Below are 20815 nucleotides of genomic sequence, written 5' to 3' on the forward strand. Positions count from 1 at the left end.
ATGGAGGTTGGATTATGCAGGACGGCAAAAAGCATTACTATGTATCGGTAACCCATAATCTTATTGAACAGACCAAGAACGAATCAACACCGTTTGAAATCATGGTGGACGATGAACAGCTAAACCGGCTGAAAGACCTGATGAAAGTGCTGGAGGATGAAGATGCCTATACATTGCAACGGGCTCCGGTACCCTACAAATCAGCGGATCATGACGAGGCTACAGAACAATTCTCAGATGGCATGACGTTGCTGTACACGTTTCTTTACGACCATGGCACTTCGGATACCAGGCAGGCGATTGAGAGCATGAATGTACTTTCACGGCTGCAAGATACGGATTATGATGATCCGGGGTATGAGAACTCACCGCTGAATAAATGAACTCTTATCACAAAGACTTCCACTCCGATGAATTCAGGCCAATGACCTGCTTCAGGAGTAACGGGAGTCTTTATTTTTTTACAATTCAGCCCCAATAGTATCATTATTGATACTATAAACCAAAAATCATACTACTGTTTATTTTAGATATTATACTATATATTTTATATACAACTTATTTATGCGAGGAGGATATCTATAACGATGGGAAATCCAATCATGATGAAAGCGTTCGGATATTACGAGCCTGGGCTAGAGACCGACATACCACCATTTCAGGAGGTAGAAGTTGAGAAACCAAAACCTACAGGAAAGGATTTACTCGTTGAGGTGAAGGCGGTGTCTGTCAATCCGACGGATTGGAGATCGCATCTTTCAAAACATCCGGACGATTTATCCCTGACCGTGCCTGGTCGTGATGTAGCGGGCGTAGTAGTGGACATCGGCTCCGATTGCAACTTGTTCAACATTGGTGACGAAGTGTATTATGCGGGGAGCAATATGCGCCCAGGCGGACACAGTGAGTTTCATTTAGTAGATGAACGAATTGTCGGCAGAAAGCCGAAAAATCTGGATTTCGCCCAGGCGGCAGCTTTACCTCTGACAAGCCTTACGGCAGGAGAAGCTTTTTATGAACGCTTGGGCATTTCCAGAAATGCATCGGATAATGAGGGTAAGAGTATGCTTATTATCGGGGCAGCGGGAGGCGTCGGATCGATTGCTACTCAATTAGCCAAGTTAGCTGGACTTAAAGTTATAGCAACTGCCTCTCGTCCCGAATCAGTCTCTTGGGTAAAATCAAACGGAGCAGACCACGTGATCAACCATCATCAACCATTTGGACCACAACTTAAAGATCTCGGACTCGCTGGTGTACAATATATTTTCGTGCTAAATCATATAGATGAGCATATGGATGAGATGGCAGAAGTTATTTTACCGCAGGGGAAAATTTGCTCCATTCTACCCTTCGAAAAACCAGCCGAACTTCAAAAGTTATTCTCAAAAAGCGTAACACTCGTTTGGGAAATGATGTTCACCCGTCCGATGTTCCAGACAGATGATATGATTGAACAACATCTTCTACTTAATGAAATCACAGATCTGGTGGATGCGGGCAAGATTCATACAACGATGGCAGAGCGGATTGAACCAATTAATGCAGCTAACTTGCTGGAAGCCTACAGAAAGAGCAAATCGGGCACTGCGATTGGCAAAATCGTGTTGGAAGGGTTTGAAAATTAAACATACATCCGTTTTGTCTGATTATGATCGATCAATGAATCAACCAAAGGGTGTTGTCTCTCCATTGATAAGATAGAGAAACAACACCCTTTAATATCACGTTAGATTCAATCTCTATATCAGTCCAGACGAATCTCTTGACCTTTTTCGGCTGACTCATAAATTCCGCTCAGCATCCGAGTCGAAGCCACACCATCCGCAATGGGACTGATGGGCTCGGTACCATTCAGACAACAATCCACAAAGTGATCAATCTGATTCTGGAAGGCACCGTGAATATCGAGACCTTTATAGTCTGTCTGAGGTTCAATGTTCAGGATCGTATTGTGTTTCTCGGTGACGATTAGCGTCTCCGGCTCCAGCTCAATTCCACCACGCTCACCGTACAATCGGACTGAAGATTCTTCCCCACGTGCATGCAGGGTAAAGCTCACATCTACCGCCAAAGAAGCCCCATTCTCGAAGCGAATCAGCGCATTCGCCATATCCTCCACATTGTTGACAGCGGAACTGTAATCTGCGGCTTTGTAAAAAGAAAGATGCTCGATATGGGCACGATTGCCCAGTTTTCGATACGTATTGCCACTCACCGAAACAGGTTTCGGTTTGCCCATCAGATACCAGCATTGGTCGATAATATGTACGCCAAGATCAATCAGCGGCCCACCGCCGGAACGGTTTTTGTCCGCAAACCATCCTCCGGGATTTCCCAAGCGACGCAGGATAGAAGCCTTGGCATAGTACAACTCACCAAACTCACCCGCATCAATGAAACTACGCATCATCTGCATATTGTTATCATAACGACGCACAAATCCCACGACAAAAGTACATCCGCTTTTCTTCACAGCCTCTTCGATCCGCAGCGCATCTTCCACATTGGTGGCTACCGGTTTTTCAAGCAGCACATGTTTACCTGCCTCCAGGGCAGCGATGGCAAATTCGGCATGCGTATTATTCCACGTACAGATACTAACGGCATCCACATGCGGATCCTTCAGCATCTCGCGATAATCAGTGTACACGGATTGTGCATCATATTTCTCAGCAGCCGCGGCTGCACGCTGTTCGTTCAAGTCACAGATGGCGTAAATGACGGCATTCTCGTTCTTGGCATAACACCTCATATGAAGATCCGAGATGGAGCCTGTGCCGATCATGCCGATATGCAGCATTTTGCTAGTACTCATCTTCTTCCTCCCTTCCTTTTCCAGAACACGAATATCGTCTAGTCTGCCCGGAGCATGCCTTTGTAAATCCCTGGTGTTGAATTTTCGATCTTCACGGCCCCCAAGGTCTGAGCATAGAAATCCACGGGTCCCGCCGATCCAATAATCGCGTAAGCGTAACCATCTGTCTTCATGGCGTGCATACAGGCCAACAGCAGCGCTGTACCGACACCTTTGCCCCGTGCCTCCTGACCAACACCTGTTGGACCAAAGAAATTACGACACGTTGCTTCATAACAAGCGAAGCCGATCATTTTCCCATGCTCAAGCGCAATATAACAAGTCACGGGTTGACGTGCAAAAGCTACATCACATTCATCCACCCAGGGCTGGCTAAAATGGGATCTCACCCAATCCAGCACAACCTGCTTCTCTGGTGCGATGGCTCTTCGGATGACAATGGAGGACTCCTCCAACTTCTTCAGTCCACTCTCTTGCTCTGGCAAATGGTAAAGCGCAACCAACATATCACTCATATGATTGCCCCCCTCCTCATATTTGGATGCTCCACAACCCCATGTAATCCTAGGTTAATTCAAAATCTGAATCACACGTCTTCCACTTATTGATCCTTAACCGCATCCCGCTTCTTATAACCGGCTATTGGTCTGTTTTTCAAATAATAGACTAACATGCTGCTCACATTAATTACCTCAAAGTGCAACACTGGACGAAGTTGTCCCGTCTATAAGGTTGGAACGTGGCCTTAATAGGAGTTTACCGCGTCATAACCAAGATGAGAAGGGATGAAATCAACGATGAACAACAACATGAAAAAAGTTAGTGCCCTGATGGTCCTGTCCTTGGCCCTGGGCGGGGGAGCCGCATATGCTGCAAACCTGGACAGCACTCAGCCCATCAATTCAACTTCCGTATCAGCCGACAGCAAAGGAACTGAAGCCGTAAAAGTATCTGTGAACGGGGCACCGATGGCTGACGGCTATTGGAACAAAGATGGTCAAGAACCCATGATCGCGCTGCGTGATCTCACAGAAGCACTTGGCATTGAACTGAAATGGAACAAAGAAAACAAATCTGCTGAGCTGACAAAAGGTACCCTCTGGACACTCGTCACCACAGGCAAAGACCAGTATTCAGTTAATAAAATGCTGCTTAAGCTGGGAACAGCACCTGAAATCACAAATGGTACATTGTTTGTACCCGCTTCTTTTGCAGATAAAGTACTGCACGCACAAGTGAATACAAAAGGTAACCAAGTAACCATCTCCAGTGAAGAGGAAGTGAAAACTGTTACTGAGCGTGGGGTCATTACGGGAATTAACAGTGAAGGCAAATATCAATCCATCCATATCGGCGGTGCAGGTACAGATGGTATCGTCCTTAATGTTGGTGAAGATACCGTGTTCAAATCCGCAGATGGCAAAGATATCAAGCTTACTGATCTGACCATTGGCATGAACGTTGAAGCTGAGCATTCTGAGATTGCAACCCTCAGTTTACCGCCTCAAACACCTACTTACAAAGTCACTGTACTGGATACTGCTGCTTCGGAATCCGAAGCACAACCAAAAGAAGTTCTGGGTACAGCAGGCACGATTGAAAATGTAAAAACAACAGAAGATAATGGTACTCAGATCGAGATCTCCGGCTCCCGTCTGACAGAGACAGCACCTGACCATGTTATCCTTAACATTAGCAAAGATACAAAACTGGTGAATCATCAAGGGGAAACGATCAAACCAGAGGAACTGACCAAAGGGGCCAAAGTGATTGGTTTCTATAGCCCCGTCCTGACTCGCAGCCTGCCTCCAATCGGAACGGCTTGGAAAGTAGTAATCGAAACACCAGCCGATCAACCTGAAGCGAAATAAGCTGCCAGAAAAGAAGGCTAGCCTTCTTTATGCGTAGAGCACAGCAGATCTAGACCACACTATATTAATGCAGAAATAACCTTATCCCACGATTCCTCCTTCATGGAGGTTGGGGTAAGGTTATTTCTCGATCCTGCATTTATTTATATATGTACGTAATAGCTCTATTCCGTTATTTCGGCATCAATGTGATTTGAACTCCTGATTAAACATGAATCATATCAGCCTGCCGACCTGCTGAACAAGCAAATAAAATAGGATATAACTGAATTTAGCTCAAACCAAAAAGCCCCTGAAGTGATCTCCCGTGCCTTGGACAAGGGTGAATCATTCAGGGGCTCTATGAAATTGAGATCCTAGTCTTCAATCAAAAGATGAAGCACCAGGCTTACAGCTTGATATTAGCCTCATCAAAGTATTCTTCAAGTGTCAGTCCACTTTTCACAACATCAGGAGCCAGATCAGTGCCGACATAGCGAATATGCCATGGCTCGTACACATAACCGGTTATCCCTTCCTCACCTTTTGGATAACGGATGATGAACCCATATTCTGCTGCATGCTCAGCCAACCACTGGCCTTCTTTCGATGTGCCAAACACCTCTTCTATGGCATTGCCTACACTTGGACTGGAAACGTCAATCGCTAGTCCGGTCTGATGTTCGCTGTGGCCTGGCACAGAGCTTACACGATCCGTGTATTCTTTACCTTTGGTTTTGACATTGTTGTTATAGATTGAAACCTGACGCTGATAAGAACGATATCCAGATACCGCACGAAGCTCAATGTCGTCCGCTTTGGCACCGGCGAACAGCTTCTCCAACGCCTCAGCAGCTTCCTTGCGCATATGGCGCTTTTCATGCGGCCCGTCGAAGGAAAACGGTACGTTAGGCTCAACCAGATCATCCGGCTCATATCCTTCTGGCAAGCTGCGCTGTTTGTTAACGATCACTGTCATCGCTTCTGAATTGGTCACTACCGCTTGTGCATCAATCGTCGTTTGCAGCGCGCTAATGCTGCGTTTCTCCATCAAGGGATCCTCTGCTGTGGCTCCATTGCCTGCGTCAGAAGAACCTTCTCCCCCAGTTGAAGCATTGCCGGAACCACTATCTGTACCTTCATTGTTATTGTCCGAAGATGAGCTGTCATCCCCACCTGTGTTATTGCCATCCTTGCCAGTATCCTCAGTCAAATGAACCGTGGTACCGTCCGACTCTTGCTGTGCGCTTCCTGCTGCGTTCAGATTCTGGTTCTCCTCTGAGCCCGAACCGTCCTGGCAAGCGGATAACAAAGCTCCGCATATCATAAGTGAGGACAGCATAACCGCAACTTGGCGCTGTCGTCCTGTACGTAATTTCATGTAAAAACTCCTATCGCATATTGTAATAATGATTGCAGTATTCGTGCATGTGGGCTTGTCTTCCCCTGCGACAGTATACCTTAAATTGCAGCGAAGCTCCACCGGTAAAGACCTCCTTGAGAGGAGGTCACCCTAAAGATATGCCGGGTGTACAGCTTGTACGGTCGTTTTTTGGACTTTTAGAGCCCTATCCCAAGGTTCAACGCCATAGAAGCGAATTAGAAATGTATATATCCATTTTGGATAAAAAGGATTATGCCGATGCACATCACAAACAAGCGGGGGATGATCTAAGATCTCCCCCGCTCCGAATGGTGCATCATTTGGTTGCCGGGCTGTCCTTCTTCTTCTTTTGGACAGCCTCCCACATCCGCGCAGCTACGCGCTCGCGGATCAATGCCAGCCCTGCGGTGGCAGGCACGCCTGGCAGCAGCGCCGCCAGTTCCGGCGTTGCCGGGGGTTTCCCCGGCTGCGCCAGCCGCACCTTCACGGCGCCGAAACCAGGCCCCGGCTGGTGCATGGCGCCGTCCGCGGCTGCCTCGGCGATCCACTCGCCGACGGCTGCGCCGCCTTCGCCGCCCCGCGCCTGCGGGCGGCCGGCCGTTTCGGCTGCGCGGCCGGGGCCGCTGGGATCATGGGCGAGTTCTTCCGCCCATGATCCCAGCACGCCGGCGAGCAGTGCTTCGCGCGGCAGGCCGGCGTGCGCCAGCTGCAGCAGCGGCTCAGCCGCGAAGAGCGCGGCAACGGCTCGCTCAGCGGCCGCGGCATGCGCGCAGCCCGGGCGGCCGCAGGTGCACGTCGCTGCGCCGCCAGCGCTAAGCGAGCCGCCAGCAGCTGTGCCCAGCTCAGCCTCGCTTGGCGTAGCGGGCAGCAGCCCAGCGAGCTCCGCCGGGGCAGGGCCGCCGCGCAGCAGCGCGTACAGCGCCAGCGGACGCTTGCGCAGCTGTGCCAGCACAGCCTCGCGTTCAGCTTCACTGAACTGCTGCAGCGTGCCTGTTACCGTGAACAAGCCTTCGGCTGATTCAGTCTTGCCCGCGGCTGCTAATACCTCTTTGCCTGCATACGCCGCACTTACTTCTGCTGTCCATCCACCGGGGGACATATGCAGCTCCACATTCCATTTTTCGCTCACAACAATCCCCCTTCCTGTCACTATATTTTGCATGTACTATTTATCTCGCAACTTACAGCCATGTCTCGCCCTGAAGCGAGATCAGACCGCGCAGTTCATCATCCGACATCTCGGTCAACCAGTTCTCACCAGAACCGACCACTTGCTCAGAAAGTGCCTTTTTACTCTCAATCAGCTCATCAATCCGTTCCTCCAGGGTACCCTGACAGATCAGCTTATGCACCTGTACGTTTCGATTCTGTCCAATTCGGAATACCCGGTCTGTCGCCTGATTCTCCACCGCAGGATTCCACCAGCGATCGTAGTGAACGACATGACTGGCACGCGTTAGATTCAGGCCTACACCCCCGGCACGAAGAGACAGGACAAACAAGGATGGTCCCTCCCCTTTTTGGAAAGTTTCCACCATATCATCCCTTTGCGACTTCGAAACACCGCCATGCAGGAAATACGGTTCTTCCTCATACCGTTGTGTAAGCCGGGATACGAGCAGTTCTCCCATTGCCACATACTGAGTGAAAATCAGCGCCGACTCCCCGTTGTCACGGATCGCATCCACCAATTCCAGCAAACGTTCCATTTTGCCGGATGCCTCAGCCTTACCATGTTCCTTCCGGCTGCTGTCCGCCAGCACCGGATGATCACAGATTTGCTTCAGCTTAGTCAGTGATGACAACACAATTCCCTTACGGGCGATACCATTTCGTCCATCCAATCCACCCATTAGATCATCCACCACCCGCTGATACAAAACGGTCTGCTCTGGTGTCAGGGAACAATAGGATTTCAGTTCCAGCTTCTCCGGCAGATCCTTGCGGATATCCGGATCACTTTTCAGCCTACGCAGCATAAAGGGTGATACAAGCCGATGAAGCTCACGCAAAGAAGCTGCATTTTCTTCGGATGGGCCCAGTCCGGTATAGCGCTGGCGGAATGAAGAAGCCGTACCCAGATACCCCGGATTGAGGAATTGGAAAATGGACCACAGCTCGCTTAGTCGATTCTCCACTGGCGTACCCGTCATCGCAATGCGATGCGGCGTAGACAGACGCATGACGCTTTGCGCTTGCTTTGTACGGTAATTTTTAATATATTGCGCCTCATCCAGCACAACGGTAGACCAGTGCAACGAAGCCAGATCCGGGCCATCCCGGCCAGCCAGATGATAGGTCGTCAGCACAATATCATGGGACTGCGCTTCTGCCTGGAAGGCATTGCCGTGCAACCGTTGTCCGCCATGGTGAATATATAACGACAGATTCGGGGCAAACCGCTTCAGCTCACGCTGCCAGTTTCCAAGCAACGAGGTAGGGCACACAATAAGTGCAGGCAGATGCGCATCATGCACGTGCGGCTGTTCACCGTTCGCGGATTCTTCTTCCATCCCCATAAACGCTTCGTGCTCACGTGCTTCCTCCGCCGCGGCTTGCTGTTCCTCATGTTTCAAGTCCAGCAGGCAGGTAATAACCTGAATCGTTTTCCCCAGTCCCATATCATCGGCAAGACATACTCCGAACCCAAGCTCACGCATGGCGGATAACCATTGGTACCCGCGCTCTTGATAGGGTCTCAACTCGCCATGCAGCTCTGCCGGAACCTGCCGAGGCTCAATACTGCGGAGCACCTGTCCGTCGAGCAAAAAGGATAGCAGCCCCTCGGATTCCGCACCAAAGACGGAAAGCCCCTTCCATGCCGTATCTTCGCCTTCTTCCGCTGCCAGATGCAGCCATTCGGAGAGTGGCATATATTGTTCTTCTTCTTTTTTCATATAACGCAGAACCTGACGAATCTCTTTTGTATCCACTTCAATCCATTCGCCGCGGAACATCACATAAGGTACCGTTGCTTCTGCAAGGGCAGCCAGCTCCTCCGCCGTAACAGGTTTTCCGTCCAGCATCGGTTCTGCCTTAAAGGCAACCAGCTGCTCCATACCCAGTGCAGACGGGGCCCCAACCGGTCTTTCTATTCCACGATTGAGCATTTGCAGACGCAGTCCAGCGCGGCGTTTCCCTGCACGGCTCCAGCGGGAAGGCATTAACACCGTTACTCCCGCCTTCTGCAGACGAGGCACAGCATAGGTCAAAAATTCAAAAAAGGCTTGCTGTTCCAGCTTCATTCCTTCCGGTCGTGCATGAAGAAGCGCCGTTTCCAGCTCCGGTGCCAGTTCTGATGCATGCCCCAGCGCCATCAGGAGCTGTTCTGCAGCTGAAATATAACGCACTTTCCCTCGGTCCAGATCTCGTTCCGGATGTGCCCAGATCGTACGTGCAGGCAATCTCAGGCCAGATTCCTGCACACTGTCTGCCCAGAAGGTAATCCCCCACAATGATTCATGATCACCAAGGGGCGGTTCCAGCCGCAGTACCAGCTTCAGCTCACCTTCCGTGGGAGCCGTTTCTTCACTGCCTACCACGGGTTTCGCTGTACCGCCAGCTTCTTGCAGCGTTCCAATGAGTTCTGCCATTTCCTCCGTAGGTCCCTGCACCGTCACCGGGCGGAACATCGAGATCAGACTATTCCACCACAGCTCTGCTACCGGAGAGGACCCACGCCGGAATGGCGTGCGGTAACGAGACAGCTCACTGTCCATGCTTTCCATCTCACCCGTGACAACCGCATGAATCATCCCGCTCATAAATGAAAATAATACGGCCGCTCCCGCTTCCTCCCGTGATTCCGGTTCAGAAGATGCGTATGCTCCGGGAGCAGACAATCCGATCGGCGGCATAGATTCCGCCAACTCCCGGAATCGTTCTACATCCGCTTCCTGCAACAGACGTGGACGCCATACACCTGTCAGCGTTTCCTGTCCGGTGCGACGACGCGCCCCCGTCTTGGCCGCAAACTCAGCGGACGGAGCAAATTCTCCGCGCAGCAGCAGTTCCTGTGTAAACTGTGCTGCTTTTACCCAGTAGCGAATCTCTTCTCCGGCCTGAATTCCTGCCGCATTCAATATACTGTCGTCCCAATGGAGCAGCAGCTTGAATGTATCTTTGGGCGAGATTGCGAGCCCTTCCAACGTCCGTCCGAGCAATTGACGTCGCTTCGTACCCTTCGCTTCCGCGGCATTACGCATCGGATTGGGCCAACGAAGCTCCGCAAGACGCAGAGCGGCAGGCTGAAACAGACGACCCCCGTCGCCAAAATTCAGCTTCCGTACCACATGGCTCCACGCATCCACACGTGGTTCCGATGTTTCACCGGAAAAACAAAAAAATACGTCACCAAGCCATACTCCATACAGCGATTGCATCATTACAGTCTCCCGTCATCCCTTCGCATTGTTACTCTCCATCATATACGAAAATGCTCGGATTTAAAAACTTTTACGGATAAAAAGTGCTACATTACTTCAAAAAACCATCTTCAAACCACTTCATACTATATTATGTATGCCTGTTAAAAGGTGAAACACACCGCGTCATTGCATTAAGGATAAGGTGATCACAATAAAAAATGCCCCTCATCCCCACAAAGGGGTAAGGAGCATTATTATAATCAAGCGGTTATGTGCTTTGTATATAACATTTCAGCGTGCGTTTACTGCGATTTGGTTAAATTACCGAGCAATACATCCAAATTAAGAATGCCGGCTTCATGATCGTCATTGTGTGCGATTTCCTTGAATATTCCCGTTGTGTAGCGACGATATTCTTCTGTAGGCTCTTCAAACCGATCATACATCACCACGGAATCCACGGAATCGACGACGAGCGGTACATAATCGTCGTGGTAAGGCACAACAATGATACGAGTAGAAGGTGTAGTCTCCTCGTCAGGCAAGCCGAGCAGGACGCGTAAACTCACAACAGAGACCACTTTGCCGTACAAGGGCGTGAAACCCTTAATCTCAGGACTGCCAAAAGGAACGGTGGTTACCGGGAGCATTTTGATAATTTCATGAACTTCATCAATACGAAGCGCACAAATCTGATTTCCGACCGAGAAATTGATGTATTGAATTTGAACTTCCTCATCCATAGATGTTTTCATACCCTTCTTGTCTTCAGTTTCAAATAGAAGCTTTTTATAGTCATCTTGATCATGAATAATTACATTTCATGTTGCATTCTCTGTGTTTATATCGGTTGAAGGGAGAAAAATTTTTACCCATTTCTTAATATGTAGATGCTATCGTCAGAAATAATGGCAGAAGAGAAGATAAAAAAAGAAAAACGCAAACAGAACCCAAGTAAACTGAAGTTTTGTTTGCATTTTTTGTACGTATTTTTCAGTTAAAATGATCACTTCTAATACAAATGACACGCCACCTGGCGTCCTGGTGAAATCTCCCGCAGCTCCGGAATAACGGAGCGGCATTCGTCCTTCACATACGGACAACGGGTATGAAACGTGCAGCCGGACGGTGGATTTTCCGGATTGGGCACATCGCCGCCCAGGACAATTCGTTCCTTTTGCACATTCGGATCAGGAACCGGAACAGCGGACATCAATGCTTTGGTATATGGATGCAGCGCCTCGGTGAACAGTTCGGAGGTGGGGGCAAGCTCGACCACTTTGCCCAGATACATGACAGCCACACGATCACTGATGAACTTAACGACGGACAGGTCATGAGAGATGAACATATACGTCAGTCCGAATTGTTCCTGTAGATCCTGCATCAAGTTCAGCACCTGTGCCTGAATGGACACATCCAGCGCTGACACGGGCTCGTCACACACAATGAATTTGGGATTCAAAGCGAGAGCACGGGCAATCCCGATCCGTTGCCGTTGTCCACCCGAGAACTCGTGCGGAAAGCGATGTGCCTGATAGGGGGATAATCCGACCACTTCCATCAGTTCTTCGATTCGGCTTTTCAACTCGTTTTTTTTCAGATTATGGTGGGTGAGCAGCGGCTCCTCCAGTGTGCGCTGTACCGTCCAGCGCGGATCCAGTGAAGCGTATGGGTCCTGGAACACCATCTGCATATCCGTACGGAAACGGCGCAGCTCTTCTGGCGGAAGCTTCCGTACATCCTTGCCTTCGAAGAACACCTCGCCATCCGTCGGCTCAATCAGACGCAAGATGGCACGCCCCGTGGTGGATTTTCCGCAACCGGACTCTCCAACCACGGCGAGTGTTTCCCCGCGCTCCACAGACAGCGTTACACCATCGACGGCTTTGACGGCACCGACCTGTTTGGAGAACAGGCCCTTGCGGATAGGGTAATGCTTCTTGAGGTTTCTGACTTCCAATATCGCACTCATATAATCCCCTCCTGTTGCAGCAGACAGCGACAGCTATGACTTGGTGCTGTCTCCAGTAATTCAGGTTGTATTGTCTCGCACCGTGCTTCCTTCACCGGACAACGAGGAGCAAAGCGACAGCCGGACGGCATATGGGCGGGATTCGGTACCTGACCTGGAATGGATTGAAGACGATCCTGATCCCCCGCAAGCTGCGGCAGCGAAGCCAAGAGACCGCGAGTATATGGATGCTTGGGATCGGCAAAAAGGGTTTTGACATCCGTCTCTTCCACCACTTGCCCGGCATACATCACCATGACGCGATCACACATCTCAGCTACAACACCGAGATCATGAGTGATCATCATGATTGCCATATTTTCCGTCCGCTGGAGGTCACGCATCAAGTCCAGAATCTGTGCCTGGATGGTCACATCTAGGGCTGTTGTTGGTTCATCTGCGATGAGCAGCTGCGGGCTGCATACCATCGCCATGGCGATCATCACCCGTTGGCGCATGCCACCTGAGAGCTGGTGCGGGTATTGTTCTGCAATTTTGTCAGGACGGGGAATGCCGACTTTGCGAAGCATATCAACCGACCGTGCCCAAGCCTCTTTTTTGCCCAGCTTCAGATGGTATCGTGCCGCTTCCGAGATTTGTTTGCCGATTTTGAATACCGGATTGAGTGAGGTCATCGGCTCCTGAAAAATCATAGCCATTCGGTTACCCCGAATTCGGCGAATTTCACGACCGGACAGCTTAAGCATGTCTTTCCCCTGGAAACGGACTTCCCCTGACGCCACGCGGCCGATCTTTTTGGGGAGCAGCTGCATGATCGATAACGATGTAATACTTTTCCCGCATCCCGATTCTCCGACAATACCCAGCGTTTCACCCTGCCGTATGGAAAGACTGATCCCGTCCACGGCGCGTATCACACCTGCATCCGTAATGAACTCTGTCCGCAAATCCGAAACTTCGAGCAGTTCAGTCATGTTGTTCCCCTCCCATGCCATTACGTTCTGAGCCTTGCTCCTTCTAAAAAAAATTAACGTTTGGACGTCGTGGCTTCTTCGGAAGCCGCACCATTCGAATTCTTCAATGACGTCTCATCTTCCATACCTTCCACGCCCAAATATTTAAGCGCGCTCAGCGCGTACACTTTGGCGCACTGGATAATCTGCCATACGGGTGCTTTTTCATTAAAATTATGAATCGTGGACAGCTCTGCCGGACCATATTGCAATACCGGAATCTGATGATTACGGAAGTGGCGTGCATCGCTGGATGCCCATTGCAGCACACCGTACGCCTCTTCGCCGCTCACTTCACTGATGCTCTCCACCAATTGGCTCACGATTGGCTCATGTGCTGGAGTCCAGTTGGCGTTGCCCTGGAAGCCAAACGGCTTCAGCTCCGATTCTATTCCTGCTTCAAGCAGAAGCGAGCGAGCACGGTCCAATACATCGCGGTAATCCACACCAAATGGAACGCGGGAGTCCACCTGAACTGTGCAGCGATCCGCTACCACATTCACCTTGGTTCCACCCTGAATTGAACCGATATTCACCGTTACATGGTCGAACACCTGATAGGCCAGACCTGCCTTCTCCCGATCACGCGCATATTCCTGCGAGATGCGGATAATATCCTTCACCTCTTCCGGGATGTCTGGCTTGATGTCCCATAGACGCTGCAATGCTTCAATGCCTTTGGCTGCCTTCACAATCGCATTATCGCCTACAATGGGTTGAAGACTGCCATGACCCGGTGTACCTTCCACCGTAAACTCAAACCAGCAGCTCCCCTTTTGTCCAATGGTTGGATGCTGCGGGCTGGATGGCTCTGCAATTACTGCGGCAGTTCCGGTTGCAAGACCACGTTCCAGAACCCAAGGTACTCCCAGGTCACCGCCTGTTTCTTCATCCGGAACAATCATTAACGATAGATCTCCGCGCAAAGGCACATTCAACTTTGCCAGAATAACCGTCGCAAAGATTAAGCCGGCAAGCCCACCTTTCATGTCGGATGCCCCGCGTCCAAGCATATATCCGTCCTTGATTTCACCGCAGAACGGATCAAAATCCCAACGAGAAAGATCCCCGGCTGGCACAACATCCGTATGACCACAGAAAATCAGATGTTTGTCTGACTTGTCTGCCCCTTCTCCGTTCAACGTCGAGATCAGGTTAAACATCGTTTCCGTTGCCGCGTGTACTTTGGTGTCGATTCCGGCCTGATGAAGATATTCGATAATAAAAGCGCTAATCTCACGTGAATCCCCTGGAGGGTTCTCCGTCGGAAAACGAATCAGTTGTGAACAGAGCTCCAGTAATTCATCCTGGCCTTCCTCGATTGCATCAAGTACCTTTCTTTTCCAATCCATCCTGTTCAGACTCCCTTCAATATGGGCTGTATTGTGGTCAGTACGAATCGGCAGAAGACAGGCATGACTGCCTGTCCCCCAAATCGTCCGTTCGTTTTACTGCTCTTTGCTAAGTGGGTAGAAACGCAGAACCTCATCCGGGTAATACACGTATCCGCTGACCTTGTTATTCATGCCGACAACCCGGTTGTATTCGTATAGATACGCCCATGGCGCTTCTGTCGTAATAATCTCCTGTGCCTTCATATATAGCTCGTTGCGTTTCACCTGATCCGGTTCGGCGCCTGCTTCTTCCCACAGTTTGTTAACTTCCGCATTATTGTAATGAATGTAGTTGGAAGAGCCTTCACCGTAGAGCAGGAAGCCCAGATGGTATCCAGGATCGTTAACAAAAGAAGTCCATTTGGAAATGTAAGAAACTAAATTCCCGTCTTTTTGTTGTTCCAGGAACTGTGCACGAGCGACTTTGTTAATGTTCATTTTGACACCGATCTTGGCCAGTTCTGCTTGAATCAGAACCGCATCATACTCCCAATCGTCAAATCCGGAACCGAGTGTAAAGTCAAAGCTGAACCCTTCTGCATAACCTGCTTCTTTCAACAATTCCTTGGCTTTGTCCAGATTGTACTCGTACACATAGCCTGCATCCGTAAAGCCCGGTGTGTTGCTCGCTACAGCACTCTTCATCTCTTTGGCCTGACCATACATGACATCGTTGATCAATTGGTCATAAGGGATCGCATAGTTGATGGCCTGACGCACTTTTTCATTATCAAACGGTTTGACATTGTTGTTCATGGCGAAGAACAAAATGCGGTTACTCGCATTCGACTTGATGGTCAAATTACTGTTCTCCTGCAAAGCTGCAACATCTTTTGGAGGAATCTCGATAGCCATGTCCACGTCACTCTTGTTCAACAGCAGAACACGGTTGGAGGCTTCCTTCGTGAATTTCAGCGTGACTTTGCTGAGCTTCGGTGCACCCTGCCAGTAGTCGTTATTGGCCTGGAAGACCGCTTCACTGGCCGGGTCCCATTTTTCAAGCGTGAACGGGCCTGATCCGGCAGCATTTGTTTTCAAATAATCATCACCTTTTTCCTCGACCAACTTCTGGTCCACAATGGAGAAGGTATACATGGCAATGATCTGGGTGAACATGTGGTTTGCTTTATTCAGTACGATCTCGACGGTGGAGTCGTCCTTGGCGGTCACGCTCTTGATGTCGGCCATTCCGTATAGAAAGCTGCCGGAGCTGGACTTGGATACACGGTCAAAAGAGTACACAACCGCATCCGCATTGACCGGATTTCCACTTTGGAATTTCAGACCGCTTTTGATTTTGAACGTATACGTTGTATTGTCATCAGACACTTCCCAGCTCTCGGCGAGCATAGGCTGAATATCCTCCGTGTTGGCTACATCAGCACCATCCACCGTTTTGACACCATAGGTTACCAACTGGTCATAGGTTGCCAGTACCAATGTATCCGAGGTCAGGTCATTCGCCTCCGCCGGGTCCATCGTGGTTCCACCTTCAGAGTAAGCAACCGTCAGTGTTGGCGCGGGTTTTGTTTCCTCTCCTGAGCCGGATGCCGCAGGTTGCTGGTTGGCATTACTGGCACAGCCACCAAGAACAACGGTAAGAGCAATCATTGCAGAAAACCATTTGAGCTTTTTCATTTTTAGTTTCCTCCCCTTTTTGAACCAGTCTTATGATGTAATGCTGTAAAACGTTGCAGCTTTTATCAGACAAAGCGAAAGTGTGGGCCAATATCCCGGAAAGTAACTTACTCATATCCCTGATACCAACCGCAGCAGCATTCAATCTGCCTACTGCCGGTGATGGAACCTTGCCTGCCTTTATTTCAGGCATTCCCCGCAAGTTGGTTCCACCATCCAGATATCTATGAATCGGTTCTATAGGGACCGATGACACTAACACCTATTTTCCCGAACGCAACCTTGGGTCCAGTACATCACGGAAACCATCTCCGAGCAGGTTAAAGCCAAGAATGGATGTGGCTATAGCCAGTCCAGGGAATGTCACGAGCCACCATTGTCCAGAAATGATATACTCCCGACCTTCAGAGATCATGGCCCCCCATTCGGCTGTAGGCGGTTTGACGCCAAGACCGAGAAAGCTCAAACTGGATGCCGTCAGGATGGCAAAGCCCATACCAAGCGTGGCTTGTACCAACAGCGGTGCCAAAGCATTCGGCAAAATATGGCGAAACAGAATCACTCTGTCTCTGACACCAATGGCTCTGCTGGCCTCAACGTACTCCTTTTCGCGCAGGGATACGGTCTGCCCATACATCAATCTGGAAAATTCGGGAATACCTACAATCCCTACAGCAATCATGGCACTCGTCAGTCCGTTGCCGATGGAAGCCGCAATTGCCATGGAGAGTACCAGCGAGGGAAATGCAAGCAACACATCCATCACCCGCATGATGATATTGCCCGTACGTCCGCCGTAGTAAGCAGCAATTCCGCCTAGCGGAACCCCGATGACAAACGAGATGCTGACGGCAATCAAGCCTGTCCAGATGCTGATTCTGGCGCCATACAGAACACGACTCAGAATGTCACGACCATAGTTATCCGTACCAAACCAGTGACCACCTGATGGGGATTCCAGCTTCACAGCCGTATTCGTCACGTACGGATCATAAGGGGCAATCCAGGGGGCAATAGCTGCGATGACAGTCCACATGACTATAAAGGCTAGACCAATAGCAGCGAGCCGATTGCGGAGCAACAATCTCAGAAAGGTTTTGGGTTTGGGAACAACCGCTGGTGCAGGTTTGGTTCCCATGGAAGTCGGTGCGGCAGTACTCACAGCGGTACTCCTCCTTTCGCGGCGACCCTATTCATAACGGATTCGTGGATCAATCAATCCATAGACCAGATCCACCGCCAGATTTATAAAGCTGAACAGAATGGCACTTACCAGTGTGAATGCCTGAATTGGTGCATAGTCGGCAGCCAGAATCGAATCTGTAACATAACCGCCGACACCGGGCCAGGAAAAGATAGTTTCCGTGATAACCGCACCACCGAGTAATCCGCCAAACTGCAGGCCAAGAACGGTCAACGTGGGAATCAAGGCATTGATCAGGGAGTGTTTGCCAACGACCGCGGTTTCGCTCAAGCCCTTGGCTCGTGCGGTACGTACATAATCCTGTCCGATGACTTCCAGCATGCTGGACCTGGTCATACGCGCTACAATCGCCATTGTCCCTGTGCTGAGGCAGATGGCCGGAAGCAGCAAATGCGCAAGACTGCTTTTGAGTGCAACCATATCTCCGGTCATCAGACTGTCTACCACGTACAATCCGGTGATATGCGTCGGTGGATTGAGGTCTCCGCTGATGCGTCCCATTGGAGCTGGAGCCCAGCCGAGGATGGAATAGAAGATGTAAATAAACAGCAGTCCCAGCCAGAAAATTGGTACACATGCTCCAATCAGTGAGAACACCCTGGAGATGTGGTCGATAAAGGATTCTTTTCGAGTTGCAGCGATAATGCCTACCGGAATCGCAACACAGATGGCTATAATCACACTGGCCAACGTCAGCTCAATGGTTGCCGGAAAGCGGGTAGCGAAATCACTCAGTACCGTATGACCGGTATGGTAGGCGAATCCCAGATTCCCTTGAAGCAACTGTCCCACGTAACTAAAAAACTGTACAAATAATGGCTTGTCCAATCCCATGTCCATTCGGATTTTGGCAATGACATCATCCGTGGCCTGTTCGCCAGCCATGACAATGGCGGGATCTCCCGGAAGAACACGGGACAGGATGAAGGTAATCACCACAATGCCGATCAGCGCCGGAATCATCTGCAGCAGCCTTCGGAGCGTGTAAGCAAACAATCGATCAACCCCTTTAACTCTGATGTCTCACTTGCTGTTTTACGGTTCTCTGTGGACGGCCCAGTCTTGAAAACTTGTCTGATTATCCGTCTCTTCTTTGTAATTGTGCTTATTTTACCTAGAATCCGAGCGTCGAACTACGTCCCTTTTAGCTAAAAAAAAGCACAACCGTTTGTCGATTGTGCACTAATGTCTCCTATTTATGTCATGTTAAATCACACCCTAAGACATAGTTCGCTATTTTTCGACCTATATCTACCATATCATCCTTTGTTGATTTTGCTGTAGAAGAGAGTATCCGATTGGCAGGACCTACACCTCTTGTTTATCCTGCTTCATGTAGTAGTACACAAGACACAGATGACAGACAAATTGTTCACGCGGATGATTCAGGTCGAAGCCCGTAATATCCCGTATTCGCTCCAGTCGGTATTTCACGGAATTCCGGTGAATATAGAGGCGATTTGCTGTCTCGATCAAGCTGCCCCGGCTCTCCAGATAATAAAAAAACGTACGCAGCAAATCCCCACTGTGTTCATCATCATAAGCACGCAATTTCCCCAGTTTCCGCTCAAACAATGCCGCAAAACCTGGTTCATTCGCCGTTTCGCTCAACAAATGATATACCTCCACATCCTCAAACCGGGTTGTACGCCCACCCGACAAGCGGGAGGATACCAGCAGTGCATTTCTGGCCTCGCCATAGCTTTGATGCATATTCCAAAGTGGAACCTGGGTGCCTACGCCTGTCCTGAATTGTCCAAGCTTGTTAGCCGGATCTTCGAGCCATAGCCCAATCGTATCAGACCAGGATTGAACGTCATCCTTCCATGTCGTATCCCGGGACTCCGGTGTTGGCAAGAAGAGCACTGCCCTGTTGGTCCGAAACTCAATATGAGGCGCTACCCTCCGTTTTCTGGCCTCCTGACCAAGCAATTCGGTCAATAGGTCTTCATCCGGAGCAGTCTCCCCTTCCATCACAGCTACTTCCCATAAATGCTCCGGATTCATGCCAAGCTTGCGGCCTCTTGATTCGGCTTCATGTGGCAACAGCAGAGGCGGTGTCAGCAGTTCGTCAATGAAATTGCCTCGAAGACGTAATTCGGTATCTTCCGCCACCTTGTTTCTCATCAATTCCAGGGATAATACTAATCTGGCTTGCTCAATGCCGACTTGTTCCATTTCATCCAGGGAGTCCTTGTCCACCAGCAGTCGGGCAACCTTCCGCCGATCCAGATTTATCTCCCATACGAGTGGGTCCACCGCTTCTTTCCAGTCATAATCCGGCGGTGAAGACACAATCATCTGACCAGCATTGTCGATAACACCCACAGGTGCCTGAAGCAGCTCGGCGACATTGTCCCCCACCGCCTGAATTCCGCTGTTTTCAAGTACCATTGTCATCAGTGTCCGATATACTTCCTCTGACCTGCGGAGAAGTGCGGCCTGTCGATCCAGTACCAATTCCATAACAGGTTGCGTAATATCCATGTAGGGTATCTCCGGAGGAATTTCAATGATGGGCAGACCACAGTCATTACTGGCTGCAACGGCTTCTTTCGGGATTTCTTTGAGAAAACGCGCAGGCTTGATGGCCAAAGCAGCCGCCCCTGCTTCATTAAGCGTATAGATTAGTTCTCCGAGCAAGCCGGGATTATCACGAATCGAATAGGCTGTCGTCAGCATAAGCATGCCTTCTCGCAACCATCCTTGCAGATCCGGCACCTCCATAATATCCACGAACCGTACAACCCGATCCAATCCTTGGTGCCCACTAATGACTTTGGCCTTGCTGAGTATAGGAATATTCAACAGTTCTTTTAGTGTTATACCTGTCGTTTTCAAGCCTATCGACCACCCTGAGCCAGATTTGCAAATCATTTTTGCATACTGTATCTAATTTTTTTGGATAGTTTACCAGACTATCTAATCAAAAAAAACGGGAATTTCTGTGATATACGTATGATATATATTGATTCTATAAATTACAGCAATAATAATACGTTGTTAGTAGAAGTTGATGGCATGGAAAATAAATTCATTACTTTATCGCTTCACATCAGAAAACAGAAAAAATTATGCCCATGATCCTAGCACACCTGCGCCATGCTATTCCAAGAGCCCCGATAACCTTATCCAACACAAATAACGCCGATGCAGTTATCCACACTGCATC

16 protein-coding genes are annotated in these 20815 nt (G+C 49.8%); 3 read left to right on the forward strand and 13 right to left on the reverse strand.

Features of this window, described 5'->3' with window-relative positions:
* Window positions 1–14 precede the first annotated feature (14 nt).
* Together BUA17_RS21030 and BUA17_RS21035 are read left to right on the forward strand one after the other, a co-directional pair.
* A complete protein-coding gene (locus BUA17_RS21030) occupies window positions 15–383 on the forward strand; it encodes a hypothetical protein (RefSeq protein ID WP_063568360.1) in 369 nt (122 codons plus the stop codon).
* Window positions 384–587: 204 nt separating this feature from the next.
* Window positions 588–1628, forward strand: coding sequence for a zinc-binding alcohol dehydrogenase family protein (locus BUA17_RS21035; RefSeq protein WP_348537084.1), 1041 nt, complete (start codon window positions 588–590; stop codon window positions 1626–1628).
* A gap of 119 nt (window positions 1629–1747) precedes the next feature.
* Here the strand turns inward: BUA17_RS21035 and BUA17_RS21040 are convergent, their stop codons facing one another.
* Together BUA17_RS21040 and BUA17_RS21045 are read right to left on the reverse strand one after the other, a co-directional pair.
* Entirely contained in the window at window positions 1748–2818 is a 1071-nt protein-coding gene (locus BUA17_RS21040) for a Gfo/Idh/MocA family protein (RefSeq protein WP_063568361.1), read from the reverse strand.
* Window positions 2819–2856: 38 nt separating this feature from the next.
* The gene (locus tag BUA17_RS21045; protein WP_072734885.1) at window positions 2857–3333 is read right to left on the reverse strand and encodes a GNAT family N-acetyltransferase; all 477 of its coding nucleotides are present in this window, start codon (window positions 3331–3333) and stop codon (window positions 2857–2859) included.
* Between the two features lie 282 nt (window positions 3334–3615).
* Here BUA17_RS21045 and BUA17_RS21050 point away from each other — a divergent pair, with 282 nt between their 5' ends.
* On the forward strand, window positions 3616–4689 hold the full coding sequence (locus tag BUA17_RS21050) for a copper amine oxidase N-terminal domain-containing protein (RefSeq protein WP_072734886.1): 1074 nt from the start codon (window positions 3616–3618) through the stop codon (window positions 4687–4689).
* Window positions 4690–5077: 388 nt separating this feature from the next.
* On the opposite strand, the gene BUA17_RS21055 is transcribed toward BUA17_RS21050, so the two are convergent.
* From BUA17_RS21055 to BUA17_RS21105, 11 genes are all read right to left on the reverse strand, one after another.
* Complete coding sequence (locus BUA17_RS21055; RefSeq protein ID WP_072734887.1) at window positions 5078–6049, reverse strand: M15 family metallopeptidase; 972 nt, start codon at window positions 6047–6049, stop codon at window positions 5078–5080.
* A 319-nt stretch (window positions 6050–6368) separates the two neighbouring features.
* Window positions 6369–7181: a hypothetical protein gene (locus BUA17_RS21060; RefSeq protein WP_072734888.1), complete on the reverse strand. Its 813-nt coding sequence runs from the start codon at window positions 7179–7181 to the stop codon at window positions 6369–6371.
* Window positions 7182–7233: 52 nt separating this feature from the next.
* Complete coding sequence (locus BUA17_RS21065) at window positions 7234–10437, reverse strand: DEAD/DEAH box helicase (protein ID WP_072734889.1); 3204 nt, start codon at window positions 10435–10437, stop codon at window positions 7234–7236.
* A 284-nt stretch (window positions 10438–10721) separates the two neighbouring features.
* Window positions 10722–11174: a chemotaxis protein CheW gene (locus tag BUA17_RS21070; protein WP_072734890.1), complete on the reverse strand. Its 453-nt coding sequence runs from the start codon at window positions 11172–11174 to the stop codon at window positions 10722–10724.
* Window positions 11175–11431: 257 nt separating this feature from the next.
* Complete coding sequence (locus BUA17_RS21075; protein WP_063567983.1) at window positions 11432–12394, reverse strand: ABC transporter ATP-binding protein; 963 nt, start codon at window positions 12392–12394, stop codon at window positions 11432–11434.
* On the reverse strand, window positions 12391–13368 hold the full coding sequence (locus BUA17_RS21080) for an ABC transporter ATP-binding protein (protein WP_072734891.1): 978 nt from the start codon (window positions 13366–13368) through the stop codon (window positions 12391–12393). The genes BUA17_RS21075 and BUA17_RS21080 overlap by 4 nt, the downstream gene beginning before the upstream one ends.
* A gap of 53 nt (window positions 13369–13421) precedes the next feature.
* On the reverse strand, window positions 13422–14759 hold the full coding sequence (locus tag BUA17_RS21085; RefSeq protein ID WP_063567985.1) for a M20 family metallopeptidase: 1338 nt from the start codon (window positions 14757–14759) through the stop codon (window positions 13422–13424).
* A 96-nt stretch (window positions 14760–14855) separates the two neighbouring features.
* On the reverse strand, window positions 14856–16439 hold the full coding sequence (locus tag BUA17_RS21090) for an ABC transporter substrate-binding protein (protein ID WP_072734892.1): 1584 nt from the start codon (window positions 16437–16439) through the stop codon (window positions 14856–14858).
* A 262-nt stretch (window positions 16440–16701) separates the two neighbouring features.
* Complete coding sequence (locus BUA17_RS21095) at window positions 16702–17577, reverse strand: ABC transporter permease (RefSeq protein WP_072735007.1); 876 nt, start codon at window positions 17575–17577, stop codon at window positions 16702–16704.
* Between the two features lie 51 nt (window positions 17578–17628).
* Window positions 17629–18639, reverse strand: a complete 1011-nt coding sequence (locus BUA17_RS21100; RefSeq protein ID WP_170867904.1) for an ABC transporter permease — start codon at window positions 18637–18639, stop codon at window positions 17629–17631.
* A 312-nt stretch (window positions 18640–18951) separates the two neighbouring features.
* On the reverse strand, window positions 18952–20484 hold the full coding sequence (locus BUA17_RS21105) for a PucR family transcriptional regulator (protein ID WP_083584805.1): 1533 nt from the start codon (window positions 20482–20484) through the stop codon (window positions 18952–18954).
* Window positions 20485–20815: the final 331 nt, after the last annotated feature.

Origin of the sequence: Paenibacillus sp. ov031, assembly GCF_900143165.1 — a bacterium.
GTDB classification, from domain to species: domain Bacteria; phylum Bacillota; class Bacilli; order Paenibacillales; family Paenibacillaceae; genus Paenibacillus; species Paenibacillus marchantiae.